The sequence below is a fragment of the Blautia caecimuris genome, from assembly GCF_024622975.1.
GTDB lineage: Bacteria > Bacillota > Clostridia > Lachnospirales > Lachnospiraceae > Blautia_A > Blautia_A caecimuris.
In genome coordinates this window covers 34,825-53,397 of sequence record NZ_JANJZT010000020.1, presented here as the reverse complement: position 1 = coordinate 53,397, position 18,573 = coordinate 34,825, and the positions used below count along the sequence as shown (strand labels likewise).

Here is an 18,573-nt window from a genome sequence, read left to right as displayed (position 1 = left end):
TGCTTTCGTGCACATAGTCAGGCTATCGTTTTGGATCAAAGTCCCTCGAAGATCTCGATATCTTTGCTTTCCTCTGTGAGAGCTACGATTGCCTTTTTGGTCTTGGCTGTTTTTCCAACAACCATACCGCGGCGTTTCTTTTTACCATCGTTGTTCATGGTGTTTACGCTCTTAACTTTTGTTCCTTCAAACATCTTTTCAACAGCTTCTTTGATCTGAGCTTTGTTTGCTTCCGGATGTACGAGGAATGTATATTTTTTCTCACCCATGATGTTCATGGATTTCTCTGTAATCACAGGTTTCAGGATTACGTCATAATATTTGATATCTGCCATTATGCGTACACCTCCTCAATGGATGCTACTGCATCTTTAGTAACCACTACAGTATTGTGTTTCATAACATCGTATACGTTCATAGTGTTTACAGTTGCAGTCTGTACATCAGCGATGTTTCTTGCGGAAAGTACTACGTTCTTATCATCAGAAGCTGTGATAACCAGAGCTTTCTCAGCTTTCAGGTTTGTAAGCACTCTCTGCATTTCTTTTGTCCTAACCTCTGCAAGTGCAAGGCTGTCAACAACTACCAGTTTATTATCCTGAACTTTAGAAGTAAGAGCGGATTTCAGAGCTGCTCTTCTTTCTTTTTTGTTCATTTTTACTTCATAGTCTCTCGGAACCGGAGCGAATACAACACCGCCGCCAGTCCACTGTGGTGCACGGATGGAACCCTGTCTTGCATGACCTGTTCCTTTCTGTCTCCACGGTTTTCTTCCGCCGCCGCTTACTTCAGAACGAGTTTTTGCTTTCTGAGTACCCTGGCGTTTATTTGCAAGCTGACGAACAACAGCAAGGTGAACCAGATGCTCGTTGATCTCTACACCGAACACTGCATCGTTCAGTTCCATTGTTCCAACTTCATTGCCTTCCATATTATAAACAGTTACGTTTGCCATTCTGATGCTCCTCCTTTCTCAATTATAAAGACTTTACTGATTCTTTGATGGTCACCAGAGATTTCTTAGGTCCTGGAACAGCACCTTTAACTAACAGTAAATTATTCTCTGTATCTACGCGTACGATCTCAAGGTTCTGTACAGTTACCTGAACATTTCCCATCTGACCTGGCATCTTTTTGCCCTTGAATACTTTACTCGGATCAGATGCAGCGCCGTTGGAACCTGCATGACGGTGATATTTGGAACCGTGAGCCATAGGTCCTCTGGACTGTCCGTGTCTCTTGATCGCACCCTGGAAGCCTTTACCTTTTGAGATTGCAGTTGCATCGATATGATCGCCTGCAGCAAAGATGTCAGCCTTAATTTCCTGTCCTACCTGATATTCAGCAGCGTTGTCGAATCTGAACTCTTTCAGGAATCTCTTTACATCAACGCCTGCCTTTTCAAAGTGGCCTTTTTCCGGTTTGTTGACCAGTTTCTCTCTGATCTCACCAAAACCAACCTGAACTGCTGCATATCCGTCGTTGTCTTCAGTCTTAACCTGAGTTACCACACACGGACCAGCCTGTAAAACTGTTACCGGAATCAGAAGACCATCTTCATTGAAGATCTGAGTCATTCCGACTTTTGTAGCTAAGATAGCTTTCTTCATTACATTTTCCTCCTTATAGCGGATTGCCCTGGCGGGTAATCATATAGTTTTTGAAGCACTCGGAATCCCGAGTGAACTTACCTTGTTCATGTGCCGACTGACCTGAGCCAGCCAGCAAGCAGTACCGGGTACTGCTTATTTTGTTTTCATTTTGATATCGATGTGAACACCTGCCGGCATTTCCAGTCTGGAAAGTGCGTCTACAGTTTTCTGAGTAGGTGTCATGATATCGATGAGTCTCTTATGAGTTCTCTGCTCGAACTGCTCTCTGGAATCTTTGTATTTGTGAACAGCTCTTAAGATTGTTACAACCTCTTTTTTTGTCGGAAGCGGAACCGGTCCGCTTACCTTTGCACCGTTCTTCTTAACAGTGTCGATGATTTTTGCTGCAGATGCATCTACTAACTGATGATCATAAGCTTTTAATGTGATTCTCATTACCTGATTTGCCATAAAAAAAGTCTCCTCCTATTCGTACTCAATTATGCAGTACGACAAGCGGCGACTGTACACATCTCCGTGTGTGTCCTAAGACATCTCTTCACACGCCCATCCCAAGATGGTTATTGAACTCTGTACAGTGACTTGTCGTCAGTTTCCTAACTTGACATTCGCTCCACGGAAAACCTGCTAATCAAAGCAGCAACCTCGCGCTTCATTGCTATCATGTCACAGCAGTTATCAGTATACACAATGATTTCCAATAATGCAAGTACTTTTTTTAATTTTTTTTATTTTTTTTGCATATGCAGAAATCCCATGGCATATACGCAAAAAACAGTACCTATATAATAGGAACAGTTTTTATTCTCTTATAAATCCTATATAAAACAGCCGTCCTTTTTCTTTTGTATAACCATATATAATAGGAAAGATTTCCCTGTTTTAATTATTTTCACACAAAAAACAAAGCGCAGACCGGATCGTTCATACCTGTCTGCGCTTTGCTGATATTTCTTTTTATTCTTCTTCGCTTTCTTCTGTGTCTCCTCCAAGGATATCAGAATAATCAAAGAATGTTACTTTTGTAATGGAGTCTCTCACAATATCAGGAGCGTCTCCTTCTCTTTTTGCCTTATCTGCAAGCTGGGAAGCCGTCCATACCGGCATCGCCATCTTTTTGATCTCAACAGGAGCTTCCTCTTCCTCCCATTCCTCTTCTTCTCTCTTCATACGGACTCTTTCTTCCTGAAGCTCACGGAAGCTGGGAAGCTCTTCTGTGTGATCAGCCGGAATCTCCATAGCTGCCGCTTCTTCTGCTGTAGCTGCCGCAATCTCTTTTTTCAGCAGTTCATGCGCTTCGCTTGTAGCCGCCTGCATATTCTCCGGACGAACCCCTGATCTTTCCTGGCGTCTTACCGGGCGTTCCTCTTCCAGATCGTCCTCGTAGATCTCATCTACAAATCCGCCGGTACGGATCTTCTTTCTTCTCTCTTTTTCTTCTTTCTTCGCCCTTTTTCTGCGGTCTTTTTCTCCGTAAAGAAGCTCTCTGTCCTCTTCCTGCATACGTTTTTCGCGGGCTTTTTCTTCCATCTTCAGTTCTTTCTGAGTTTTAAGATACCTGCGGTCTCCCTGGAGATCTTCATACTCATCAAGTGTTTCAGGCTTTTTCCACAGCTCTGCGATCACATAGAGAATGATCAGGAAAAGAACTGCAAGAGCAAGAACGATAATTCCCTCTGTGCTCTCTGTTGCCGCCATAAGATATCCGATCAGAGGAACTGTGACCACAACCTTGGGAACCCAGTTTTTTACAGACACATTGATATTTTCAGATGCGGCTGCCTCGGGATCAATGGCAACCCCTGTATTTGTCTGTCTGTCAACACTTACAAGGTTATAACGATAAGTACCTTCTCCGTCCTGTACAAGGATCGGAGCGCCGGCATTTACTGTCTCAGTCTTTACAGGAATCGCATAAGTAACGGAACCCATCGCCAGGTTTGTTTCCTTATTTTTATTATCAACGATCACCGTTTTTACCCCAAAAAACGGCGGCAGTGCCAGACCCAGCACTATAGCAATCGTACATATTATTACAAAATGTACGATAAATTTCAAAAATTTAGACATTTGTATATCCCTCACTTCTGTTTTTGTGGTAGTAGTGTTTTGAATACTTTAGTTATTATACCTTTTTTTTCTGCTACGGTCAACTTATAATATGTCCGAACCTGAAATTTCGTTTTCTGGTTTTTATTTCTGATATGCAGCGTATCCGTTTCTTTTTCCCGCCGAAAAAGCATCCGCTTTTTCGGTTTATTTTAATTCGTCTTCTGTTCCATAGACCTGAATCTCATATATTCTCGCTGCGGAGTCAGAGCCCTGTGTAGGTTTCACCACAGATACTTTTACATAGCGGGCATTTACCGGAGTAAATGTGTCTGTGGTATTTCCGGCTGTATTTTTAGTAACCTTTGTCACTGGAGTAAATTCTGTATTGTCTGTACTGACAGAGATTTCATAGCTCTTTGTATTCATATCAGCGCCTTCTCCGCCGGCCTCCGCATGACTGATCGCCACCTGGCTTACAGCCATCTCCCTGCCGAGATCAATAACAATTTCATGAGGCGCAGTTCCCGTTGCGCACCTTTTTTTCGCAATATCCCCGTCTACCGCAAATTGAGGTGCCTCATTTTCGTTTGTAAAGGAAGTTGCCTGCGTTTCCTTTCCCTGAGACAGAAGAGTCAGTTCTTCATCTTTTCCCAGCCCGGAAGTAACAACCACCGAAATACTTTTTGTATCTTCACCTGATTCGTTCTTTGCAGTTACCGATACTTCGTAAATACCTTCTTTTTCAAACACCGCTTCTACAGATTCGCCCTCTGCAGTTTCTTTGCTGCTTCCCGGAACAGACCAGCTTATTTCCTCTGTATTTTCCGAGCACGCACTGGCAAAGGTCACCGTACTTCCTGCTCCTACCAGAGTCTGAGATGCTGTAAGACCTGCTTTTGGAGCGCTGTTGTCCGGCCACTCTGTTTTTACAGAAGCTCCCTTTCCCTGCTCTGCCTGCTCATTTACCGGAACCACCTTAAATTCAGACTGCTTTGTATCATCCGTCCGTGTCAGCGTATTAATATAAAAACACTTTGTATTGGATTTCGTAACAGTTGTAAATACTGTTTTTTCTTCCACCGGAAGATCTGCGCTGTACATCTGAATCCGGGAAGCTTTGCCTTTTTCCATATTTCCGTAAAGCTTGACAGAATTTCCCCCATACCAGGCATCAGCTACATCAAAGTCTGCTTTCAGAGAATTTTCTCCTTCATTCTCGATCATCCACCGATAGGTAGGCAGAATATCTCCCACGCTTCTGTTATTCCAGTCCATTTTGGAAACCTGCTCTCCCTCCCGGAAAAAGCTGTATCCGTTTCCTGTGGAAAAATTCGTCACAAAGGGAAGTGTTGTCAGGGCTGATTTTTCCACTGCATAGGTGGATATTCCTCTCCACTGCTCTTCGGAGCTGTACTGAATCTCCTCAGAAGGATCTCCTTCGCTGTTTACCCACAGAGCATCCTCTTTCTGCCGGAATTCATCCGGTGTCGCCGCCGAGTAATAAGCCCAGCTGGGGCAATACAGTCCCAGGGAGGTATTTGTGGTATTTTCGCCTGACTCGAACAGATCCCAGCGTACAGGTGTCAGATATCCCTCTGCCTGCACGTCAACGCCTGCGTACAGGTCATACGGACTGATTCCCAGCTCCTCTGCTTTTTCTCCGGATGCCTTCAGAAGATCTTTATCCGCCAGCTCATCCTCTGTCCACCAGAAATTCAGAAACATTTCATCAGCAACAGCATTTCCCTCTTCATCTGTCATAAACATTGTATTCTTATCTGTCAGAGCATTCTGCCAGTCCATTTTTCCTTCAGAGGTCATGGAATCATAATATACCAGTCTCATTTCAGGAGCCTGTTTTTTGAAATATTTAATAAATTCCTGCATTTTAACCGCGTCATCTCTGGTCAGCGTTCTTTCCTCAGCGCCCTCTGTTTCCTGATTGATAAACCATCCGTCAAAGCCGTAGGTTTCTGCCACCTGAATAAGTTTGTCCGCCACAGGCACAAAGACTTGCAGACATAGTAACTGCCATTCCTACAGCCGCTGTTCTGGTAAGAAATTGTCTCTTTTTCATAAACATTCCTCTCTTTTCATGAAAATTTATCTATACTATAACCAGAACCCTATTAAAATAACAGTGTAAAAAATCTAGTTTATATGTACTTACTTCAGGATAAAAACTTGTTTTTTTACTGCGCTCAACTTATAATGGCACATATCAAATAATAATCAGAAGGAGGACCTTTATGGATTTTCTGAATTTGCTCTCACAATATCGGACACCTGCAGGCGATGTCTTTTTTCAGGGCATTACTCTTCTTGCTCAGGAAACATTTGTAGTTGTTGTGATCTGCTGGCTTTTCTGGTGTTCCAATAAAAAGCTTGCCTACTGTCTCGGATTTACATATTTCACTTCCGGGCTTCTTGTCCAGGGATTAAAAATAACTTTTCGCGTTCCCCGTCCCTGGCTTCTGGATCCGGCCTTTGAACCGGTTGCCTCCGCAGTGCCCGGCGCAACCGGATATTCTTTTCCAAGCGGTCACACACAGAGCATCACGGCTCTTCTGGGAACACTGGGACTGTATACAAGAAAAAAGCCCGCCCGGTTTCTGTGCGCGCTTTTTATTCTGCTTGTAGGCTTTTCCCGTATGTATCTGGGCTGTCATACTCCTCAGGATGTAATTGTATCTTTCCTGGTAACTTTCCTGTGCGTGGCGCTCTGCTATTCTTTTCTGTATAAAAAAGATTTCTCGGCCGGAAAAGAACTTTTGATTTCTCTGTGCATGGCAGCCGTATGCGCGGCTCTTCTGATCTATACAGCTGTTCTTTATAAAAACGAAACAATTGAATTTCACTATGCGCAGGACTGTATCAAAGCCTGCGGCGCCGGCTTTGCCTTTGCTGTCGGTTATTATATTACAGAAACTCATATTTCTTTTACTCCTCCGGATTCCACCCGGAAACGTATCATTCGTTTTGTTGTGGGAATAGCAGTGACGCTGCTTATCCAGACCGGACTGAAGCCTTTGATAGGAGAATCTCTTCCAGCTTCTTTTCTGCGGTATTTTATAGTTGTTATATGGATCGTAACGGTTTATCCGTTTCTCTTTTCCAGAAAAAAATAAGATTTTTGTTATTTAGAAATTATTTTAAAGAGTTTCCTGACAGACAAAAACACCTCCCTGAATTGGTCTTCCTTCCGGGCGGTGTTTTACTTTTCATTTTTATTTAATTTTGATTACTTAAATACCGTTCTATACTGCTCATAGCAGCTTCTTCATCTTCTCCATTAGCGGAAAGCATGATTTCTTCACCTGAATCCAGCCCCAGAGTCATCATACCCATAATGCTCTTTGCATTGACCTTTTTCTTTCCGATTTCAACATATATTTCACTGTTAAACTGGCTGGCTACCTGTACCAGCTGCGCCACCGGGCGTGCTTCAAGACCAGTAGACAGTTGAATAGTAACAGGTTTTTTAATCATAATAACTCCTCCTTGTCATTTCGCAGCTCATCCGCTATCTCGCTTAATTTTCTGAGACGGTGGTTCACACCGGACTTGCCAACCTGGGGATTCAGCATCATTCCCAGTTCCTTTAACGTGGCCTCCGGATACTGCAGCCTCAGCTCAGCGATTTCTGCGAGACCTTCATTGAGGCTGTAAAAGCCAACCCTGCGCTCAATAAGCCGGATGTCCTCGATCTGCTTCACTGCTGCACTGACCGTTTTATTAATATTTGCTGTTTCACAATTTACTTTTCGATTAACAGAATTCCGCATTTCTTTCAGTATCCGGATGTTCTCCAGATTCATCAGAGCAACATTTGCTTCCATCACTGCCAGAATATCTACAATCTGTGCGCCTTCTTTCACATAGACCACATATGATTTTTTACGCAGTACAATCTTGGCATCAATCTGAAAGCTGCGAATGAGCTCCTGCAGCTGTTCTGCCTTTTGCTGATCCGAACATACAATCTCAAAATGATATCCCTTTTCAGGATCACTGATTGAACCGGACGCCAGAAAAGCCCCGCGAATAAACGCCCGCTTACAGCAGCTTTGCTGTGTGACCAGGGTATTATCTGAACAGAGCGCCTCTCCGTCTTCCCTGCTTACAGAAAGTTTCGTTCCCTGAAGAATGTTCTGTATCTTCTCCGTGTCCTTTATCTCCACAAAATAGATATTTCCCTTCTTCATCTGACGACTTTCGCGGACAATTATTTCAGTATCTATATTAAATGTTTTTTGCAATAATGTAAAGCCTTTTCTTACGACTGCTGCATTTTCCGTCTGCAGTCTCAGACTTCCATCAGATGTGATTCTGCCGCAGGCGCTTAAAAGAGCTGCTGTCTCTGCAATTCTGCAGTGTCTGGCAGAACTGATCTGTCTGGAAAGTTCTTCTTTCACCTTCCCCGAAAAAGACAATTCCTCGTTCTCCTGTCTGCTTATTTTTCCGCCTCTTACTGTTTCTTCAGAAGAGCATCTTTCCCAATATCCCGATGCTCCAGACGGATGCCATACTCTCTTGTTTCCTGCAGCCTGTCATAAAGAACTCTTGCCAGAGTTACAGACCTGTGCTTTCCCCCGGTACAGCCAATGCCGATCACCAGACTGGTTTTTCCTTCTTTCGCATAGTTTGGAATCAGAAATTTCATCATATCTTCCAGTTTGTCTGCAAAATCAGCCGCTGCCTGACAGTCCATTACATACTGAAAAACATCTTCATCCATGCCTGTATGTGGCCGCAGTTCATCAATATAATAAGGATTCGGAAGAAACCTCACGTCAAAAACAAGATCTGCATCATCCGGTATTCCATATTTGAAACCAAAAGAAAGAACTGAGATCACCATATTGCTGAATTTTCCGTTATCAACAAAAATCCTGTTGATCTCTTTTTTCAGCTCTCTGGTAAGAAGATGAGAGGTATCTATAATATAGTCGGCTCTTTCTTTCAGGAATTTCATCTTTTCCCGTTCTCTGTGGATTCCTTCATCCACTCTTCCATACATTGCCAGTGGATGACTTCTGCGGGATTCTTTATAACGCTTTACCAGCACACGGTCATCCGCATCCAGAAAAAGAATTTCAAATTCATACCCGGCCTCGCCAAGCTGTTCCAGCACCTTTTCCAGTTCTCTAAGATCCCGGCCGCTTCTGGCATCAATTCCAATCGCCGCATTCTGTACGTCCTCTCCCTGCATTCCCGCCATCAGGGACACAAATTTACTCATAAGAGGAATCGGAAGATTATCCACACAAAAATAGCGGGCATCCTCCAGCATTTTCAGAGCAGTACTTTTACCTGCTCCTGATAATCCGGTTACTATTACAAGACGCATTCCTTATCTCCCGTTAAAGTCTCCCAGGAACTTCACCTCAGGTTCCAGGGTAACTCCGTATTTTTCTCTTACCACCCGGATCACATGATCCATCAGACTTCTCACATCTTCAGCAGTGGCTCCGCCTGCATTTATCACGAAACCGCAGTGTTTTTCTGAAACCTGCGCCCCGCCTACACGGTATCCCCGAAGGCCGCTGTCCATAATCAGCTTTCCCGCAAAATATCCTTCGGGCCGTTTAAAGGTACTGCCTGCGCTGGGGTAATCCAGAGGCTGTTTTTCTGTACGCCGTTCCGACAGATCTTTCATTGTGGCGCGGATCGCTTCCTCATCTCCCTTTTTCAGCGAGATCACTGCCTCAAGCACAAGATATCCGGCAGTCTTGATAATGCTGGTCCGGTATCCCATTTCCATTTTTTCTGCAGGGATTGTAAGGATCTCCCCCTCCCTGGTCATTACCGTAACCTCTTTCAGAACGTCTTTCAGTTCTCCGCCATAGGCGCCTGCGTTCATCACGGCAGCTCCGCCGATGGTTCCCGGAATTCCTCCGGCAAACTCAAATCCTGTGAGAGAAGCATTTCTTGCCGCTACTGCAACAGACGAAAGCAGTGCGCCTGCGCAGGCATGAATTTCTTCACCGTCCAGACGGATTTCTTCCATATTGCGGTCCATCTGAATGATCACACCTCTGTATCCACTGTCACTGACCAGAAGATTGCTGCCATTTCCCAGAACAAAAAACGGGAGCTTTTCTTCTTTGCAAAGTCTCAGCACTTCCCTGATCTGCTCATAATTTTCCGGCATAACAAATACGTCTGCCGGTCCGCCGATCCGGAATGTGGTATGCTGGCTCATCGGCTCATCAAAAAGCACTCTGTTGTTTCCGAGAATTTCGATAAATTTCTGTCTCATTTCTTCTTTCACAGGTTCTTTCCTCTATCTTTCTATTTTTTATTTAACCCTTTTCCATTTTCTGTCAGGATATCTCTGACAACCTCCCCGGCGATCAGCATTCCTGCCACACTGGGCACAAAAGAAATACTTCCGTCGACTATCTCTCCGTTTCTGGCCTCGGTCATCTTCTTCGGACACCGTTCCCGGGAATACAGAACCTTTACTTTGCGGATTCCTTTTTTGCGAAGCTCTGTACGCATTTTCTTCGCAGCCGGACATATATTGCCTGTTCTGGAAATATCCGTAATCTCAAATCTGGAAGGATTCAGTTTTCCCTCTGTTGCCAGACAGGAGATTACCGGCGTATGGCATAGTTTTGCCTGTTCGATCAGAAGAAGCTTGGATTCCATCGAGTCAATGGCGTCCACAATATAATCATAGCCTCTCAGGTCAAACATCCCCGACGTATCCTTATTGTAAAAGGTTTCGTACGTATGGACCAGAATATTCTCATCAATATCCCGGATCCGTTCCTTGGCAACCTGTACCTTTTTCCTGCCAATGGTAGAATGCAGGGCAAAAAGCTGCCGGTTAATATTTGTTGCAGATACTACATCGTGATCCACCAGCGTAAGGCTTCCCACGCCGCAGCGGGCAAGAGCCTCCACTGCATAGGAACCCACACCGCCCAGACCAAACACGGCAATCTGCGCTCTTCCCAGACGATCCACTCCTGTCTGTCCCAGTAATAATTCCATTCGGGAATATACGTCGTACATACGCAAACCTCCTGCGTCATTGTTTATCTTTTTAATTATACTATCCGCTGTAGAAAAAGTACAGGTTTTCATAGTTTTTTAAGAATTAGTGTATAATTTTCATGTTTTTTTACATAATACACACTAAATTCCGCGAAAGGAGAATTTCTCATGTGGCAGCAGATATTTCTGGGTCTTCTCGGACTTTGCTCCGGAACCATTATTGCCAGCGGTGTGGCAGGACTTCTGATCGGTCTTTCCATTATCCCCCGATATGCAGGCATTACCCATACCGCTGATCATATCCTTCTTTATGAAGATATGTGTTTTCTGGGAATCTTTCTTGGAAATCTTTTTTGTCTTTTCCGGTTCCCCCTGCCTCTGGGAACTCCTTTTTTACTTTTATTCGGTGTGTTCTCCGGTATTTTCCTTGGAGGATGGATCCTGGCTCTTGCTGAAGTAGCCGACATGTTTCCTGTTTTTACAAGAAGAATCCGTCTGACACAGGGACTTCCTCTTATCATCCTGTTTATTGCCCTGGGAAAACTGACCGGTACACTTTTCTTCTATTATTTCGGGTGGCAGTAAGACCCATTATATTCATAAATATCTGAAAAGTCAAAATAAATTGAAAGGAAAAATTTATGGCAAATTCTGAACAGCTAAAAAAACAAAAAGAATATGAGAAATATGTAAAGCGGGTAACCCCTGTCCACAGCCTTCCCCTGAATATGATAAAAGCATTTTTTACAGGCGGACTGATCTGTATGTCTGGACAATTTCTTCTGAATACGGCCCAGAGCCTTGGCGCAGACAAGGAAGAAGCCGGAAGCTGGTGCTCTCTGATTCTTATTCTGATCAGTGTAATCCTCACCGGTCTGAACCTGTATTCCAAAATCGGAAAATTCGGCGGAGCCGGTGGTCTTGTGCCCATTACAGGCTTCGCTAATTCTGTGGCAGCCTCTGCCATTGAATTTCAGGCAGAAGGGCAGATCTTTGGTATCGGCTGCAAGATCTTTACCATTGCAGGACCTGTGATCCTTTACGGAATCCTCAGTTCCTGGCTGGTTGGATGTGTCTATTATATTCTTAAACTTATGGAGGTGATCGTATGACTGCCGGAAAACAGACAGGAAGCGCCAGCATTTCCTTTGAACAGCCTGTATACATTGAAAGCGCAGCTGCTATTGCCGGAAAAAAAGAAGGAGACGGCCCTCTTGGAAACCTTTTTGACATGGTTTCCAAGGACCCTCTCTTCGGAACCCAGACCTGGGAGGCAGCAGAAAGCACTCTTCAAAAAGAAACCGCAGGGCTTGCAATCGGAAAAGCCGGACTGACTCCCCGTGATATCCGAATGGCCTTTGCCGGCGATCTGCTTGCCCAGACCATTGCCTCCTCTTTCGGGATTGCAGAAATGGACATTCCGTTTTATGGACTGTACGGCGCCTGCTCCACTATGGGGGAAGCACTGTCTCTGGGAGCAATGGCGGTCTCAGCCGGTTACGGAGAACATATTCTCTGCGCTGCTTCCAGCCATTTTGCCACAGCAGAAAAGGAGTTCCGTTTTCCTTTAGGCTATGGCAGCCAGCGTCCTCTGTCCGCTACCTGGACCGTGACCGGAAGCGGTGCCTGTGTCATCGGCTCCAGACCGCCGGTTCCCCAGGAGCGTTCAGAACACTCTCCGCTTTGCTGCAGTTCCGGCTGCGCCGTCATTACAGGGATCACCACAGGAAAGGTAATCGACTATGGTTTCCATGATTCTCTTAATATGGGCGGCTGCATGGCTCCGGCTGCCTGCGATACCATATGGCAGAATCTTTATGATTTCGGCCGCACCCCGCAGGATTACGACGCTGTTTTTACCGGAGATCTGGGGATGGTAGGCCAGCGGATCCTTCAGGATCTTCTTTTTGAAAAGCATATTGATATCAGCAAAGTCCATCAGGACTGCGGACTTCTGATCTATGACAACACCTCTCAGGACACCCATTCCGGCGGAAGCGGCTGCGGCTGTGCAGCTTCCGTGCTTGCAGCCTACATTCTTCCGGAGGTTGTCCGGGGCACATGGAAAAGAATCCTCTTTGTGCCAACAGGAGCCATGCTCTCCAAGGTCAGCTACAACGAAGGAGAGGCTGTTCCGGGAATTGCTCACGCAGTAGTCATTGAACACAGAGATTTTTAACAGGAGGAACATCTCATGGATTATTTTAATGCATTCTGGGTAGGCGGCCTTATCTGCGCTCTTGTCCAGATTCTTCTTGACAAAACCAAACTTCTTCCCGGCAGAGTCATGGTCATTCTCGTATGCTCCGGAGTTATCCTCAGCGCCGTCGGACTTTACCAGCCTCTTACGGACTATGCCGGGGCAGGCGCATCCGTGCCTCTGACCGGTTTCGGCCAGATATTATGGAAGGGCATGAAAAAAGCCATTGACCAGGATGGGCTTCTTGGTCTTTTTACCGGCGGATTTACCGCCTGCTCTGCAGGAGTTTCCGCTGCTCTGATCTTCTCTTGGATCGGAAGCCTTATTTTCCGCCCTAAAATGAAAGACTGATCTTTCAGAAAGGACCTCAGCTATGAACGACACCTTATATCTTCAGCTTGACCAGAATATCGAAGTTCATCATCCTCATGTATACCTTCAGGATATTGCCCGTCTGTCCTGTACCAACGCAAAGCTTCTCAACCGCCTTCGGGTTCTTCCGGTTGCCAACCTGGACCCGGAAAAACCCGGCCGGTATGTGATGACTGCCATGGATCTGGTAGATCTGATCCAGAAAAAAGAGCCGGAACTTACCATCACCCATATAGGCGAACCTGATTTTATTCTTACCTACAAAAAAACAGGAGCTTCCCATCAGCTCTTTCATATTGTCAAAACTGCTTTCGTCTGTCTGATTTCCTTTTTTGGCGCAGCCTTCTCTATTATGACCTTTAATACAGATGCGGACGTAGGAAAGCTTTTCAGGCAGATTTATGAACAGGTAACGGGCAGCGTCTCCAATGGCTTTACGATTCTTGAATTCACCTACTCTGTAGGCCTTGGACTGGGCGTTCTGTTTTTCTTTAATCATTTCAGCAGGGTAAAGATCACTTCCGATCCTTCCCCCATGCAGGTGCAGATGCGTATCTACGAAGACCAGGTAAACTCCACTGTCATCGAAGATATTAACCGGAAACAGGCGGCTGAGCATCAGGAACCGTCATAATACTCTCTCAGCCGCTTTATGATGCGTTTTTCCATTCTGGATACCTGAACCTGCGATATTCCCAGTCTGCCTGCGATTTCTGTCTGAGTCATATCCTGAAAATACCGCATGCAGATCAGCCTTCTTTCATCCTTTTCAAGTTTTCCCAGAACCTCTTCCAGCAGAATCCTGTTCAAAAGCTTTTCCTGCCGGTTTTCTTTTTCCTCAAGTCTGTCCGCCAGAGTGATCTCCGTTCCCTCTCCCTGGTACACAGTCTTATAAATGGATTCCACCGGAGCTCCTGCCTCCATTGTCATGGCAAGCTCTTCCGGAGCCATGCTGACTGCGCGGGCAAGCTCCTCCATGTCAGGCTCCCTTCCCAGACTCCGCTCCAGCTCTGCCCTGGCCTGAAATACTTTGCTGCAGTTTTCCTTTATGGATCTGCTGACCTTCAGCATCCCGTCATCTCTGAGAAATCTCCGTATTTCTCCTGCGATCATAGGCACCGCATACGTGGAAAATTTTACGTCAAATTCTGTGTCAAACTTATCCACTGCCTTTAAAAGCCCGATGCTTCCGATCTGAAAAAGATCCTCCATTTCTACGCCCCGGCCTAAAAATCTTTTTGCCACACTGTAGATAAGTCCTGTATTCTCCTCAAAAACTGTATCTCTTGCCTCTTTATCCCCCTGGTGCGCAAGCCCGATCAGGGCAAGAGTATGCTCCATTCCCCCTCCTTATCTTCGGATCGTCTTTTTCATGTGGACAGAAGTTCCTACTCCCACTTCAGAATCAACAGTTACCTCATCCATAAAAGCTTCCATAAATGTAAATCCCATTCCCGAACGCTCTTTTTCCGGTTTTGTTGTATACAGGGGCTCCATGGCTTTTTTGACATCAGAAATGCCTACTCCCTGATCTGTAATGTCCACAAAGATCTCTCTTCCTTTCAGCTTCAGATCCATGCGTATCTTATGTATCTCGCCCTCATATCCATGAATAATACAGTTAGTCACAGCCTCAGACACTGCCGTTTTCAGATCCGCAACCTCCTCCAGAGTGGGATTCAGCTGCGTGCAGAAAGAAGCTGCCGCAATACGTGCCATCCCTTCGTTTACCGGACGGCTGTCAAAAACAATTGTCATTTCATTGGTGTTTTCCATGGTCACTTCTCCTCTCCCTCAGCTTTCTGAATTTCTATATATCTGTGAACCCCTGACAGATGCAGAAGCTTGTCAATATGAGGATTCACCTTTACTGCGCAGATGCACCCCTGCCTCATTCCCAGAGCCCGGTAACGCCCCATCAGAAGTCCGATGCCAGAGCTGTCCATAAATCCTGTATTCTGAAAATCAAACAGCATGGTCCTGATGTATACGTGGCTCATGATCCGGTCTGATTCTCTGCGTATCTCATCTGACACCGGATGATCCACATCTCCCGGAAGATGCACAGTCAGACTTACTCCCTCCAGTTCAAACATTTCATTCATGATTATTTTCCCCCTTATTCTGCATTTTATTCCATTTTTCCACATTTTTTTGCCTGATGATAAACATATATTTATTTCTCCGCTGATTTGTTGTTGTCAGAATCCTGGCTGATACTCAGGCGTTTTTCCAGGAAGGTTCACACAAAATGTCCTGTTTTCCCGGTCAAAAAAAGGGATGTGCCTGCGCACATCCCCCTGCTTCGAGGTTTTTCTCATGTTTTCTGCATTATTCATAATAGGAGCCGTCATCATAGCTTCCATCATCATAGTAACCGGATTCATCATAGCTTCCGTCATCGTAGCTTCCGTCATCATAATATCCGGAGTCGTCATAGCCGGAATCGTCCGTACTTCCTTCTGTACTGCCGGAATCTCCGCTGCTTTCCCCGCCGGATGACTCCTCTGTCTGCGGCTGCTCCGGATCTCCGATCCCTGCCACCCCTGTAGCGTCCCGGATCGTAATGTAAATGGGCTTCAGGGACTCCGGAAGAACGTCCACCTGAACATTCTTTACTGCTACTGCCGCCTCATCCAGATTCTGCTGCTGGTAAAAGGTGTACGCCGTAAGAAGCGACTCGTAGCTTTTGCTCTTTGCCTGTTCTTCTGTCAGCTGTTTCGATACAGTCTCTGCTGTATTATCAGATTCCTCCGCTTCACCCTGAACCTTTGTAAGCTCTGCCCCCTGAGTTGCCAGAGACTCACTGTACTGAACAATCTGCTGGTTTGCTTCCTGATAAATGCCCTGTTTTATGGCAGGAACTGCAAGAAGCCAGAAGGCTGCCGCGCCTGCTGCCATTCCGGACATGATCAGAAGGAAAACCGGAAGTCTGGATCTTTCATGATAAACCGGCGTCTGAACTGTATACTCACTTTCTGCCGGATCGTATTCCATATTTTTATTTTTGTTATCCCGGAAAAAGCCTTTTTTCTGCTTTTCCAGTCTGGTTGTCACGCCAGTCTGTTCATCTACTTCCCTTAAAAATCTGAGAGTTGTGGTATTTGTCTTGTCAATTTTTGCCGCTTTTCTGAGCGTTCTCCTTGCCCGGCTCCACTCTCCGTTTTTTATCTGGATCAGAGCCAGAAGATGATACCCCTTGATCAGCTTGGGATTCTGAGAAAGAATCCGGCGAAGCTGAATGGAGGCCATATCCTCATGACCTTCTCTGCACAGAAGAAGCGCGTGGTTATATTTCCGGATGGTGTCATTGATAGCCTTCAGTTTATTTCCGTTTGCCTGAAGTCTGCCAATATACTCAGACGCAAGATTTCTTGTGGGCTGAAGATTCTTGCTGATCACCCATTCACTGAGCGCGGCAACCACCTCGCCTGTTTCAAAATACACAAGCCCCAGAAGATTTCTTGCCCTGATGTTTCTTTTATCATAAATAAGGCTCTGTTTCAGACAGGCAATCGCCCCTGACAGGTCACGGATGCTTGCCTTTTCCAGCCCCTGATTATAAAAGCTCTTGGAAAGATAATCCACTTTTTTCTGAATCAGTACATTGTACCCGCAGCTTGGACAATAATCCAGGTCCATGTCTGTAAGAAATGCACCGCAATTCACACAATTCATCTGTAGAATTCTCCTTATTATTTTACACGCCTGTTACTCTTGGCCTCTCTTAATACTTCCTGAAGCACATCAAGAATATCAGTGAGCTCTCTGTCGTAAATCGCACCTTCTGCTTCCCGCACGTCAAGACATGGCTCAAACTTCTTCAGCTCTTCCTCATAATCTATCATTTGTTTCCGCCTCCTTGCTCAATGTTTTCCGAGCATACAGGTACACCCCTGGGTGTTTCCGCCTCCTTAGTGCTCAGTCATTTTCTGGATGATCGCTTTGATCTCTCCCACCAGATACAGAGATCCTACGCAGAAAAGCATTCCCTCTTTCCCTCTGTATTCAAGGGCTCTTCTGAATGAAGACTCCACATCCTCGCAGCTTTCTGCGCAAAGGCATCCCTCTTTCCGGAAAATATCCGCAAGCTGCTCCGCCGGAACCTTTCTGTAGCCTCCTACCTGAGTCACGATCACATGCTGAAACCGAATCCGTCCTGCAACAGTCCGGATCATGTCTGTATAATCCTTATCATCTACAGCAGAAAACAACAGCGTCAGAGGATAATCCTTCTGAAAATGTTCTGCTGTCTCCACAAACTTTTCTACTCCGTCTTCGTTGTGAGCGCCGTCCACGATCACTCCCGGAAGAACGGTTTCCATACGTCCCTGCCAGCGTGTTTCCCTGAGGCCACGAAGAACAGAGTCCTTCGGAAGGTTTACCATATCTTTGAGAACCTCTGCGGTTTTCAGCGCCAGCGCCGCATTCATCACCTGATATCCTGCAATAAACGGAATGGAAAATGCTGTGTTTCCATAATACTCATTCTCCATACAAAAATCAATGCCCGCACTGGTATTTCGCAGAATTTCCGTATTTTCCTTTTTTACTTCATAATACGGACTGCCCATAGCCTCAGCCTGCTTCCGGATCACCTGGGCTGCCTCCGGATTATTTCCGTCATAGATCACAGGCACTCCCGGAACAATGATCCCTGCCTTTTCTCCTGCAATCTCTGCAATGGTATTCCCCAGATACTGCATATGGTCAAAGCTGATGGATGTGATCACACAGGCAACGGGATCCTCCACTGCTGTTGTGGCATCCAGACGTCCTCCCAGTCCGGTTTCCAGCATGACATAATCCACACCTGCCTCGGCAAAGATCACCATTCCCATAAGAAACAGCATCTCAAAATACGTGGGATGGTAACTTCCCTCTGCCACAAGCTCGTCTGCAAGAGCCTTTACCTTTTCAAATGCGCTCATAAACGCCTGGTTATCAATATTCTTCTCATTGATCTGAAAGCGTTCATTGATCACAACCAGGTGTGGAGAGGTAAAAAGTCCACAGGAATATCCCGCCTCTCTGAAAATGGAAGTCAGAAAAGCACAGGTACTGCCTTTTCCATTGGTTCCTGCCACATGAATGACTTTAAACTTTTTTTCCGGATTTCCCAGACGCTCCAGACACTCTTTTGTATGGGAGAGTTTGTTTTTTGTTGTAAACTTTGGAGTTTCTTCAATATAAGCAACCGCTTCTTCGTAATTCATAAAAAAATTCACCACTTCATCTAATGTTTTCGCAGCGGCATCAGAGGCTGTCTCTGATATACCGCTACGATATCATTATATATGAGTGGTGAAATATGTCCAGTACCAATCGTAA

Annotated in this window: 23 protein-coding genes; 6 read left to right on the top strand and 17 right to left on the bottom strand. The window is 45.4% G+C overall.

All coding sequences use genetic code 11. From position 1 onward, the window contains the following. Nucleotides 1-35 precede the first annotated feature (35 nt). The 6 genes from rplW to NSA57_RS12805 all read right to left on the bottom strand — a co-directional run bounded on the left by rplW (nt 36) and on the right by NSA57_RS12805 (nt 5,666). Nucleotides 36-335, bottom strand: coding sequence for a 50S ribosomal protein L23 (gene rplW, locus NSA57_RS12830; RefSeq protein ID WP_022067334.1), 300 nt, complete (start codon nt 333-335; stop codon nt 36-38). Beyond that, a complete protein-coding gene (rplD, locus tag NSA57_RS12825) occupies nt 335-955 on the bottom strand; it encodes a 50S ribosomal protein L4 (RefSeq protein ID WP_257465036.1) in 621 nt (206 codons plus the stop codon). The genes rplW and rplD overlap by 1 nt, the downstream gene beginning before the upstream one ends. 22 nt (nt 956-977) lie before the next feature. Continuing rightward, a complete protein-coding gene (gene rplC / locus NSA57_RS12820) occupies nt 978-1,610 on the bottom strand; it encodes a 50S ribosomal protein L3 (RefSeq protein ID WP_147597934.1) in 633 nt (210 codons plus the stop codon). A gap of 135 nt (nt 1,611-1,745) precedes the next feature. After that, complete coding sequence (rpsJ, locus tag NSA57_RS12815) at nt 1,746-2,063, bottom strand: 30S ribosomal protein S10 (RefSeq protein WP_022067337.1); 318 nt, start codon at nt 2,061-2,063, stop codon at nt 1,746-1,748. 507 nt (nt 2,064-2,570) lie between these two features. Beyond that, a complete protein-coding gene (locus tag NSA57_RS12810) occupies nt 2,571-3,683 on the bottom strand; it encodes a hypothetical protein (RefSeq protein ID WP_257465035.1) in 1,113 nt (370 codons plus the stop codon). 186 nt (nt 3,684-3,869) lie between these two features. After that, nucleotides 3,870-5,666, bottom strand: coding sequence for an endo-beta-N-acetylglucosaminidase (locus NSA57_RS12805; protein WP_257465034.1), 1,797 nt, complete (start codon nt 5,664-5,666; stop codon nt 3,870-3,872). 248 nt (nt 5,667-5,914) lie between these two features. Between NSA57_RS12805 and NSA57_RS12800 the strand changes: the two genes are divergently transcribed. Further along, entirely contained in the window at nt 5,915-6,793 is an 879-nt protein-coding gene (locus NSA57_RS12800; RefSeq protein WP_257465033.1) for a phosphatase PAP2 family protein, read from the top strand. 103 nt (nt 6,794-6,896) lie between these two features. Here NSA57_RS12800 and NSA57_RS12795 read toward each other — a convergent pair whose 3' ends face one another. From NSA57_RS12795 to NSA57_RS12775, 5 genes are read right to left on the bottom strand one after another with little or no spacing between them, the layout of a single operon-like run. Beyond that, nucleotides 6,897-7,154, bottom strand: coding sequence for an HPr family phosphocarrier protein (locus tag NSA57_RS12795; RefSeq protein ID WP_147597930.1), 258 nt, complete (start codon nt 7,152-7,154; stop codon nt 6,897-6,899). Continuing rightward, entirely contained in the window at nt 7,151-8,098 is a 948-nt protein-coding gene (gene whiA, locus NSA57_RS12790) for a DNA-binding protein WhiA (RefSeq protein WP_257465032.1), read from the bottom strand. The genes NSA57_RS12795 and whiA overlap by 4 nt, the downstream gene beginning before the upstream one ends. Nucleotides 8,099-8,133: 35 nt before the next feature. Then, nucleotides 8,134-9,015, bottom strand: coding sequence for an RNase adapter RapZ (gene rapZ / locus NSA57_RS12785; protein WP_147597928.1), 882 nt, complete (start codon nt 9,013-9,015; stop codon nt 8,134-8,136). Nucleotides 9,016-9,018: 3 nt separating this feature from the next. Further along, a complete protein-coding gene (gene murB / locus NSA57_RS12780) occupies nt 9,019-9,939 on the bottom strand; it encodes a UDP-N-acetylmuramate dehydrogenase (RefSeq protein WP_330671342.1) in 921 nt (306 codons plus the stop codon). A 20-nt stretch (nt 9,940-9,959) separates the two neighbouring features. Then, nucleotides 9,960-10,688 (bottom strand): tRNA threonylcarbamoyladenosine dehydratase, encoded by a 729-nt coding sequence (locus NSA57_RS12775; RefSeq protein WP_257465031.1) that lies wholly within the window; start codon nt 10,686-10,688, stop codon nt 9,960-9,962. Between the two features lie 150 nt (nt 10,689-10,838). Between NSA57_RS12775 and NSA57_RS12770 the strand changes: the two genes are divergently transcribed. From NSA57_RS12770 to NSA57_RS12750, 5 genes are read left to right on the top strand one after another with little or no spacing between them, the layout of a single operon-like run. Further along, nucleotides 10,839-11,255, top strand: a complete 417-nt coding sequence (locus tag NSA57_RS12770; RefSeq protein ID WP_022068190.1) for a stage V sporulation protein AB — start codon at nt 10,839-10,841, stop codon at nt 11,253-11,255. A gap of 56 nt (nt 11,256-11,311) precedes the next feature. Further along, entirely contained in the window at nt 11,312-11,782 is a 471-nt protein-coding gene (locus tag NSA57_RS12765; protein WP_147597926.1) for a SpoVA/SpoVAEb family sporulation membrane protein, read from the top strand. Continuing rightward, complete coding sequence (locus NSA57_RS12760) at nt 11,779-12,849, top strand: stage V sporulation protein AD (protein WP_257465030.1); 1,071 nt, start codon at nt 11,779-11,781, stop codon at nt 12,847-12,849. The genes NSA57_RS12765 and NSA57_RS12760 overlap by 4 nt, the downstream gene beginning before the upstream one ends. Nucleotides 12,850-12,864: 15 nt before the next feature. Next, nucleotides 12,865-13,221: a SpoVA/SpoVAEb family sporulation membrane protein gene (locus NSA57_RS12755; protein WP_022068193.1), complete on the top strand. Its 357-nt coding sequence runs from the start codon at nt 12,865-12,867 to the stop codon at nt 13,219-13,221. A gap of 22 nt (nt 13,222-13,243) precedes the next feature. Then, a complete protein-coding gene (locus tag NSA57_RS12750) occupies nt 13,244-13,876 on the top strand; it encodes a stage V sporulation protein AA (protein ID WP_147597924.1) in 633 nt (210 codons plus the stop codon). Here the strand turns inward: NSA57_RS12750 and NSA57_RS12745 are convergent. The 6 genes from NSA57_RS12745 to NSA57_RS12720 all read right to left on the bottom strand — a co-directional run bounded on the left by NSA57_RS12745 (nt 13,861) and on the right by NSA57_RS12720 (nt 18,458). After that, the gene (locus tag NSA57_RS12745; protein ID WP_138270710.1) at nt 13,861-14,583 is read right to left on the bottom strand and encodes a SigF/SigG family RNA polymerase sporulation sigma factor; all 723 of its coding nucleotides are present in this window, start codon (nt 14,581-14,583) and stop codon (nt 13,861-13,863) included. The two genes, NSA57_RS12750 and NSA57_RS12745, sit on opposite strands and share 16 nt — an antisense overlap. A 9-nt stretch (nt 14,584-14,592) precedes the next feature. Continuing rightward, complete coding sequence (gene spoIIAB / locus NSA57_RS12740; RefSeq protein WP_173753010.1) at nt 14,593-15,018, bottom strand: anti-sigma F factor; 426 nt, start codon at nt 15,016-15,018, stop codon at nt 14,593-14,595. Between the two features lie 2 nt (nt 15,019-15,020). Next, a complete protein-coding gene (locus tag NSA57_RS12735; RefSeq protein ID WP_257465029.1) occupies nt 15,021-15,347 on the bottom strand; it encodes an anti-sigma factor antagonist in 327 nt (108 codons plus the stop codon). Nucleotides 15,348-15,573: 226 nt separating this feature from the next. Further along, nucleotides 15,574-16,920, bottom strand: coding sequence for a tetratricopeptide repeat protein (locus NSA57_RS12730; protein ID WP_257465028.1), 1,347 nt, complete (start codon nt 16,918-16,920; stop codon nt 15,574-15,576). A gap of 17 nt (nt 16,921-16,937) precedes the next feature. After that, nucleotides 16,938-17,090, bottom strand: a complete 153-nt coding sequence (locus NSA57_RS12725) for a hypothetical protein (protein ID WP_022068199.1) — start codon at nt 17,088-17,090, stop codon at nt 16,938-16,940. Between the two features lie 66 nt (nt 17,091-17,156). After that, nucleotides 17,157-18,458 carry a bifunctional folylpolyglutamate synthase/dihydrofolate synthase gene (locus NSA57_RS12720; RefSeq protein WP_257465027.1) on the bottom strand — a complete coding sequence of 434 codons (1,302 nt, stop codon included), beginning with the start codon at nt 18,456-18,458 and terminating at the stop codon, nt 17,157-17,159. Nucleotides 18,459-18,573: the final 115 nt, after the last annotated feature.

Excerpts from the sequence above, each read along its gene's own strand:
- NSA57_RS12720 (WP_257465027.1), bottom strand. The coding sequence starts at position 18,458 with ATGAATTACGAAGAAGCGGTTGCTTATATTGAAGAAACTCCAAAGTTT.
- NSA57_RS12725 (WP_022068199.1), bottom strand. The coding sequence starts at position 17,090 with ATGATAGATTATGAGGAAGAGCTGAAGAAGTTTGAGCCATGTCTTGAC.
- NSA57_RS12795 (WP_147597930.1), bottom strand. The coding sequence starts at position 7,154 with ATGATTAAAAAACCTGTTACTATTCAACTGTCTACTGGTCTTGAAGCA.
- NSA57_RS12745 (WP_138270710.1), bottom strand. The coding sequence starts at position 14,583 with ATGGAGCATACTCTTGCCCTGATCGGGCTTGCGCACCAGGGGGATAAA.
- NSA57_RS12800 (WP_257465033.1), top strand. The coding sequence starts at position 5,915 with ATGGATTTTCTGAATTTGCTCTCACAATATCGGACACCTGCAGGCGAT.
- NSA57_RS12735 (WP_257465029.1), bottom strand. The coding sequence starts at position 15,347 with ATGAATGAAATGTTTGAACTGGAGGGAGTAAGTCTGACTGTGCATCTT.
- spoIIAB (WP_173753010.1), bottom strand. The coding sequence starts at position 15,018 with ATGGAAAACACCAATGAAATGACAATTGTTTTTGACAGCCGTCCGGTA.
- rplW (WP_022067334.1), bottom strand. The coding sequence starts at position 335 with ATGGCAGATATCAAATATTATGACGTAATCCTGAAACCTGTGATTACA.
- NSA57_RS12750 (WP_147597924.1), top strand. The coding sequence starts at position 13,244 with ATGAACGACACCTTATATCTTCAGCTTGACCAGAATATCGAAGTTCAT.
- rplD (WP_257465036.1), bottom strand. The coding sequence starts at position 955 with ATGGCAAACGTAACTGTTTATAATATGGAAGGCAATGAAGTTGGAACA.
- NSA57_RS12730 (WP_257465028.1), bottom strand. The coding sequence starts at position 16,920 with ATGAATTGTGTGAATTGCGGTGCATTTCTTACAGACATGGACCTGGAT.
- rpsJ (WP_022067337.1), bottom strand. The coding sequence starts at position 2,063 with ATGGCAAATCAGGTAATGAGAATCACATTAAAAGCTTATGATCATCAG.
- NSA57_RS12760 (WP_257465030.1), top strand. The coding sequence starts at position 11,779 with ATGACTGCCGGAAAACAGACAGGAAGCGCCAGCATTTCCTTTGAACAG.
- NSA57_RS12765 (WP_147597926.1), top strand. The coding sequence starts at position 11,312 with ATGGCAAATTCTGAACAGCTAAAAAAACAAAAAGAATATGAGAAATAT.
- NSA57_RS12770 (WP_022068190.1), top strand. The coding sequence starts at position 10,839 with ATGTGGCAGCAGATATTTCTGGGTCTTCTCGGACTTTGCTCCGGAACC.
- rapZ (WP_147597928.1), bottom strand. The coding sequence starts at position 9,015 with ATGCGTCTTGTAATAGTAACCGGATTATCAGGAGCAGGTAAAAGTACT.
- rplC (WP_147597934.1), bottom strand. The coding sequence starts at position 1,610 with ATGAAGAAAGCTATCTTAGCTACAAAAGTCGGAATGACTCAGATCTTC.
- NSA57_RS12810 (WP_257465035.1), bottom strand. The coding sequence starts at position 3,683 with ATGTCTAAATTTTTGAAATTTATCGTACATTTTGTAATAATATGTACG.
- NSA57_RS12775 (WP_257465031.1), bottom strand. The coding sequence starts at position 10,688 with ATGTACGACGTATATTCCCGAATGGAATTATTACTGGGACAGACAGGA.
- NSA57_RS12755 (WP_022068193.1), top strand. The coding sequence starts at position 12,865 with ATGGATTATTTTAATGCATTCTGGGTAGGCGGCCTTATCTGCGCTCTT.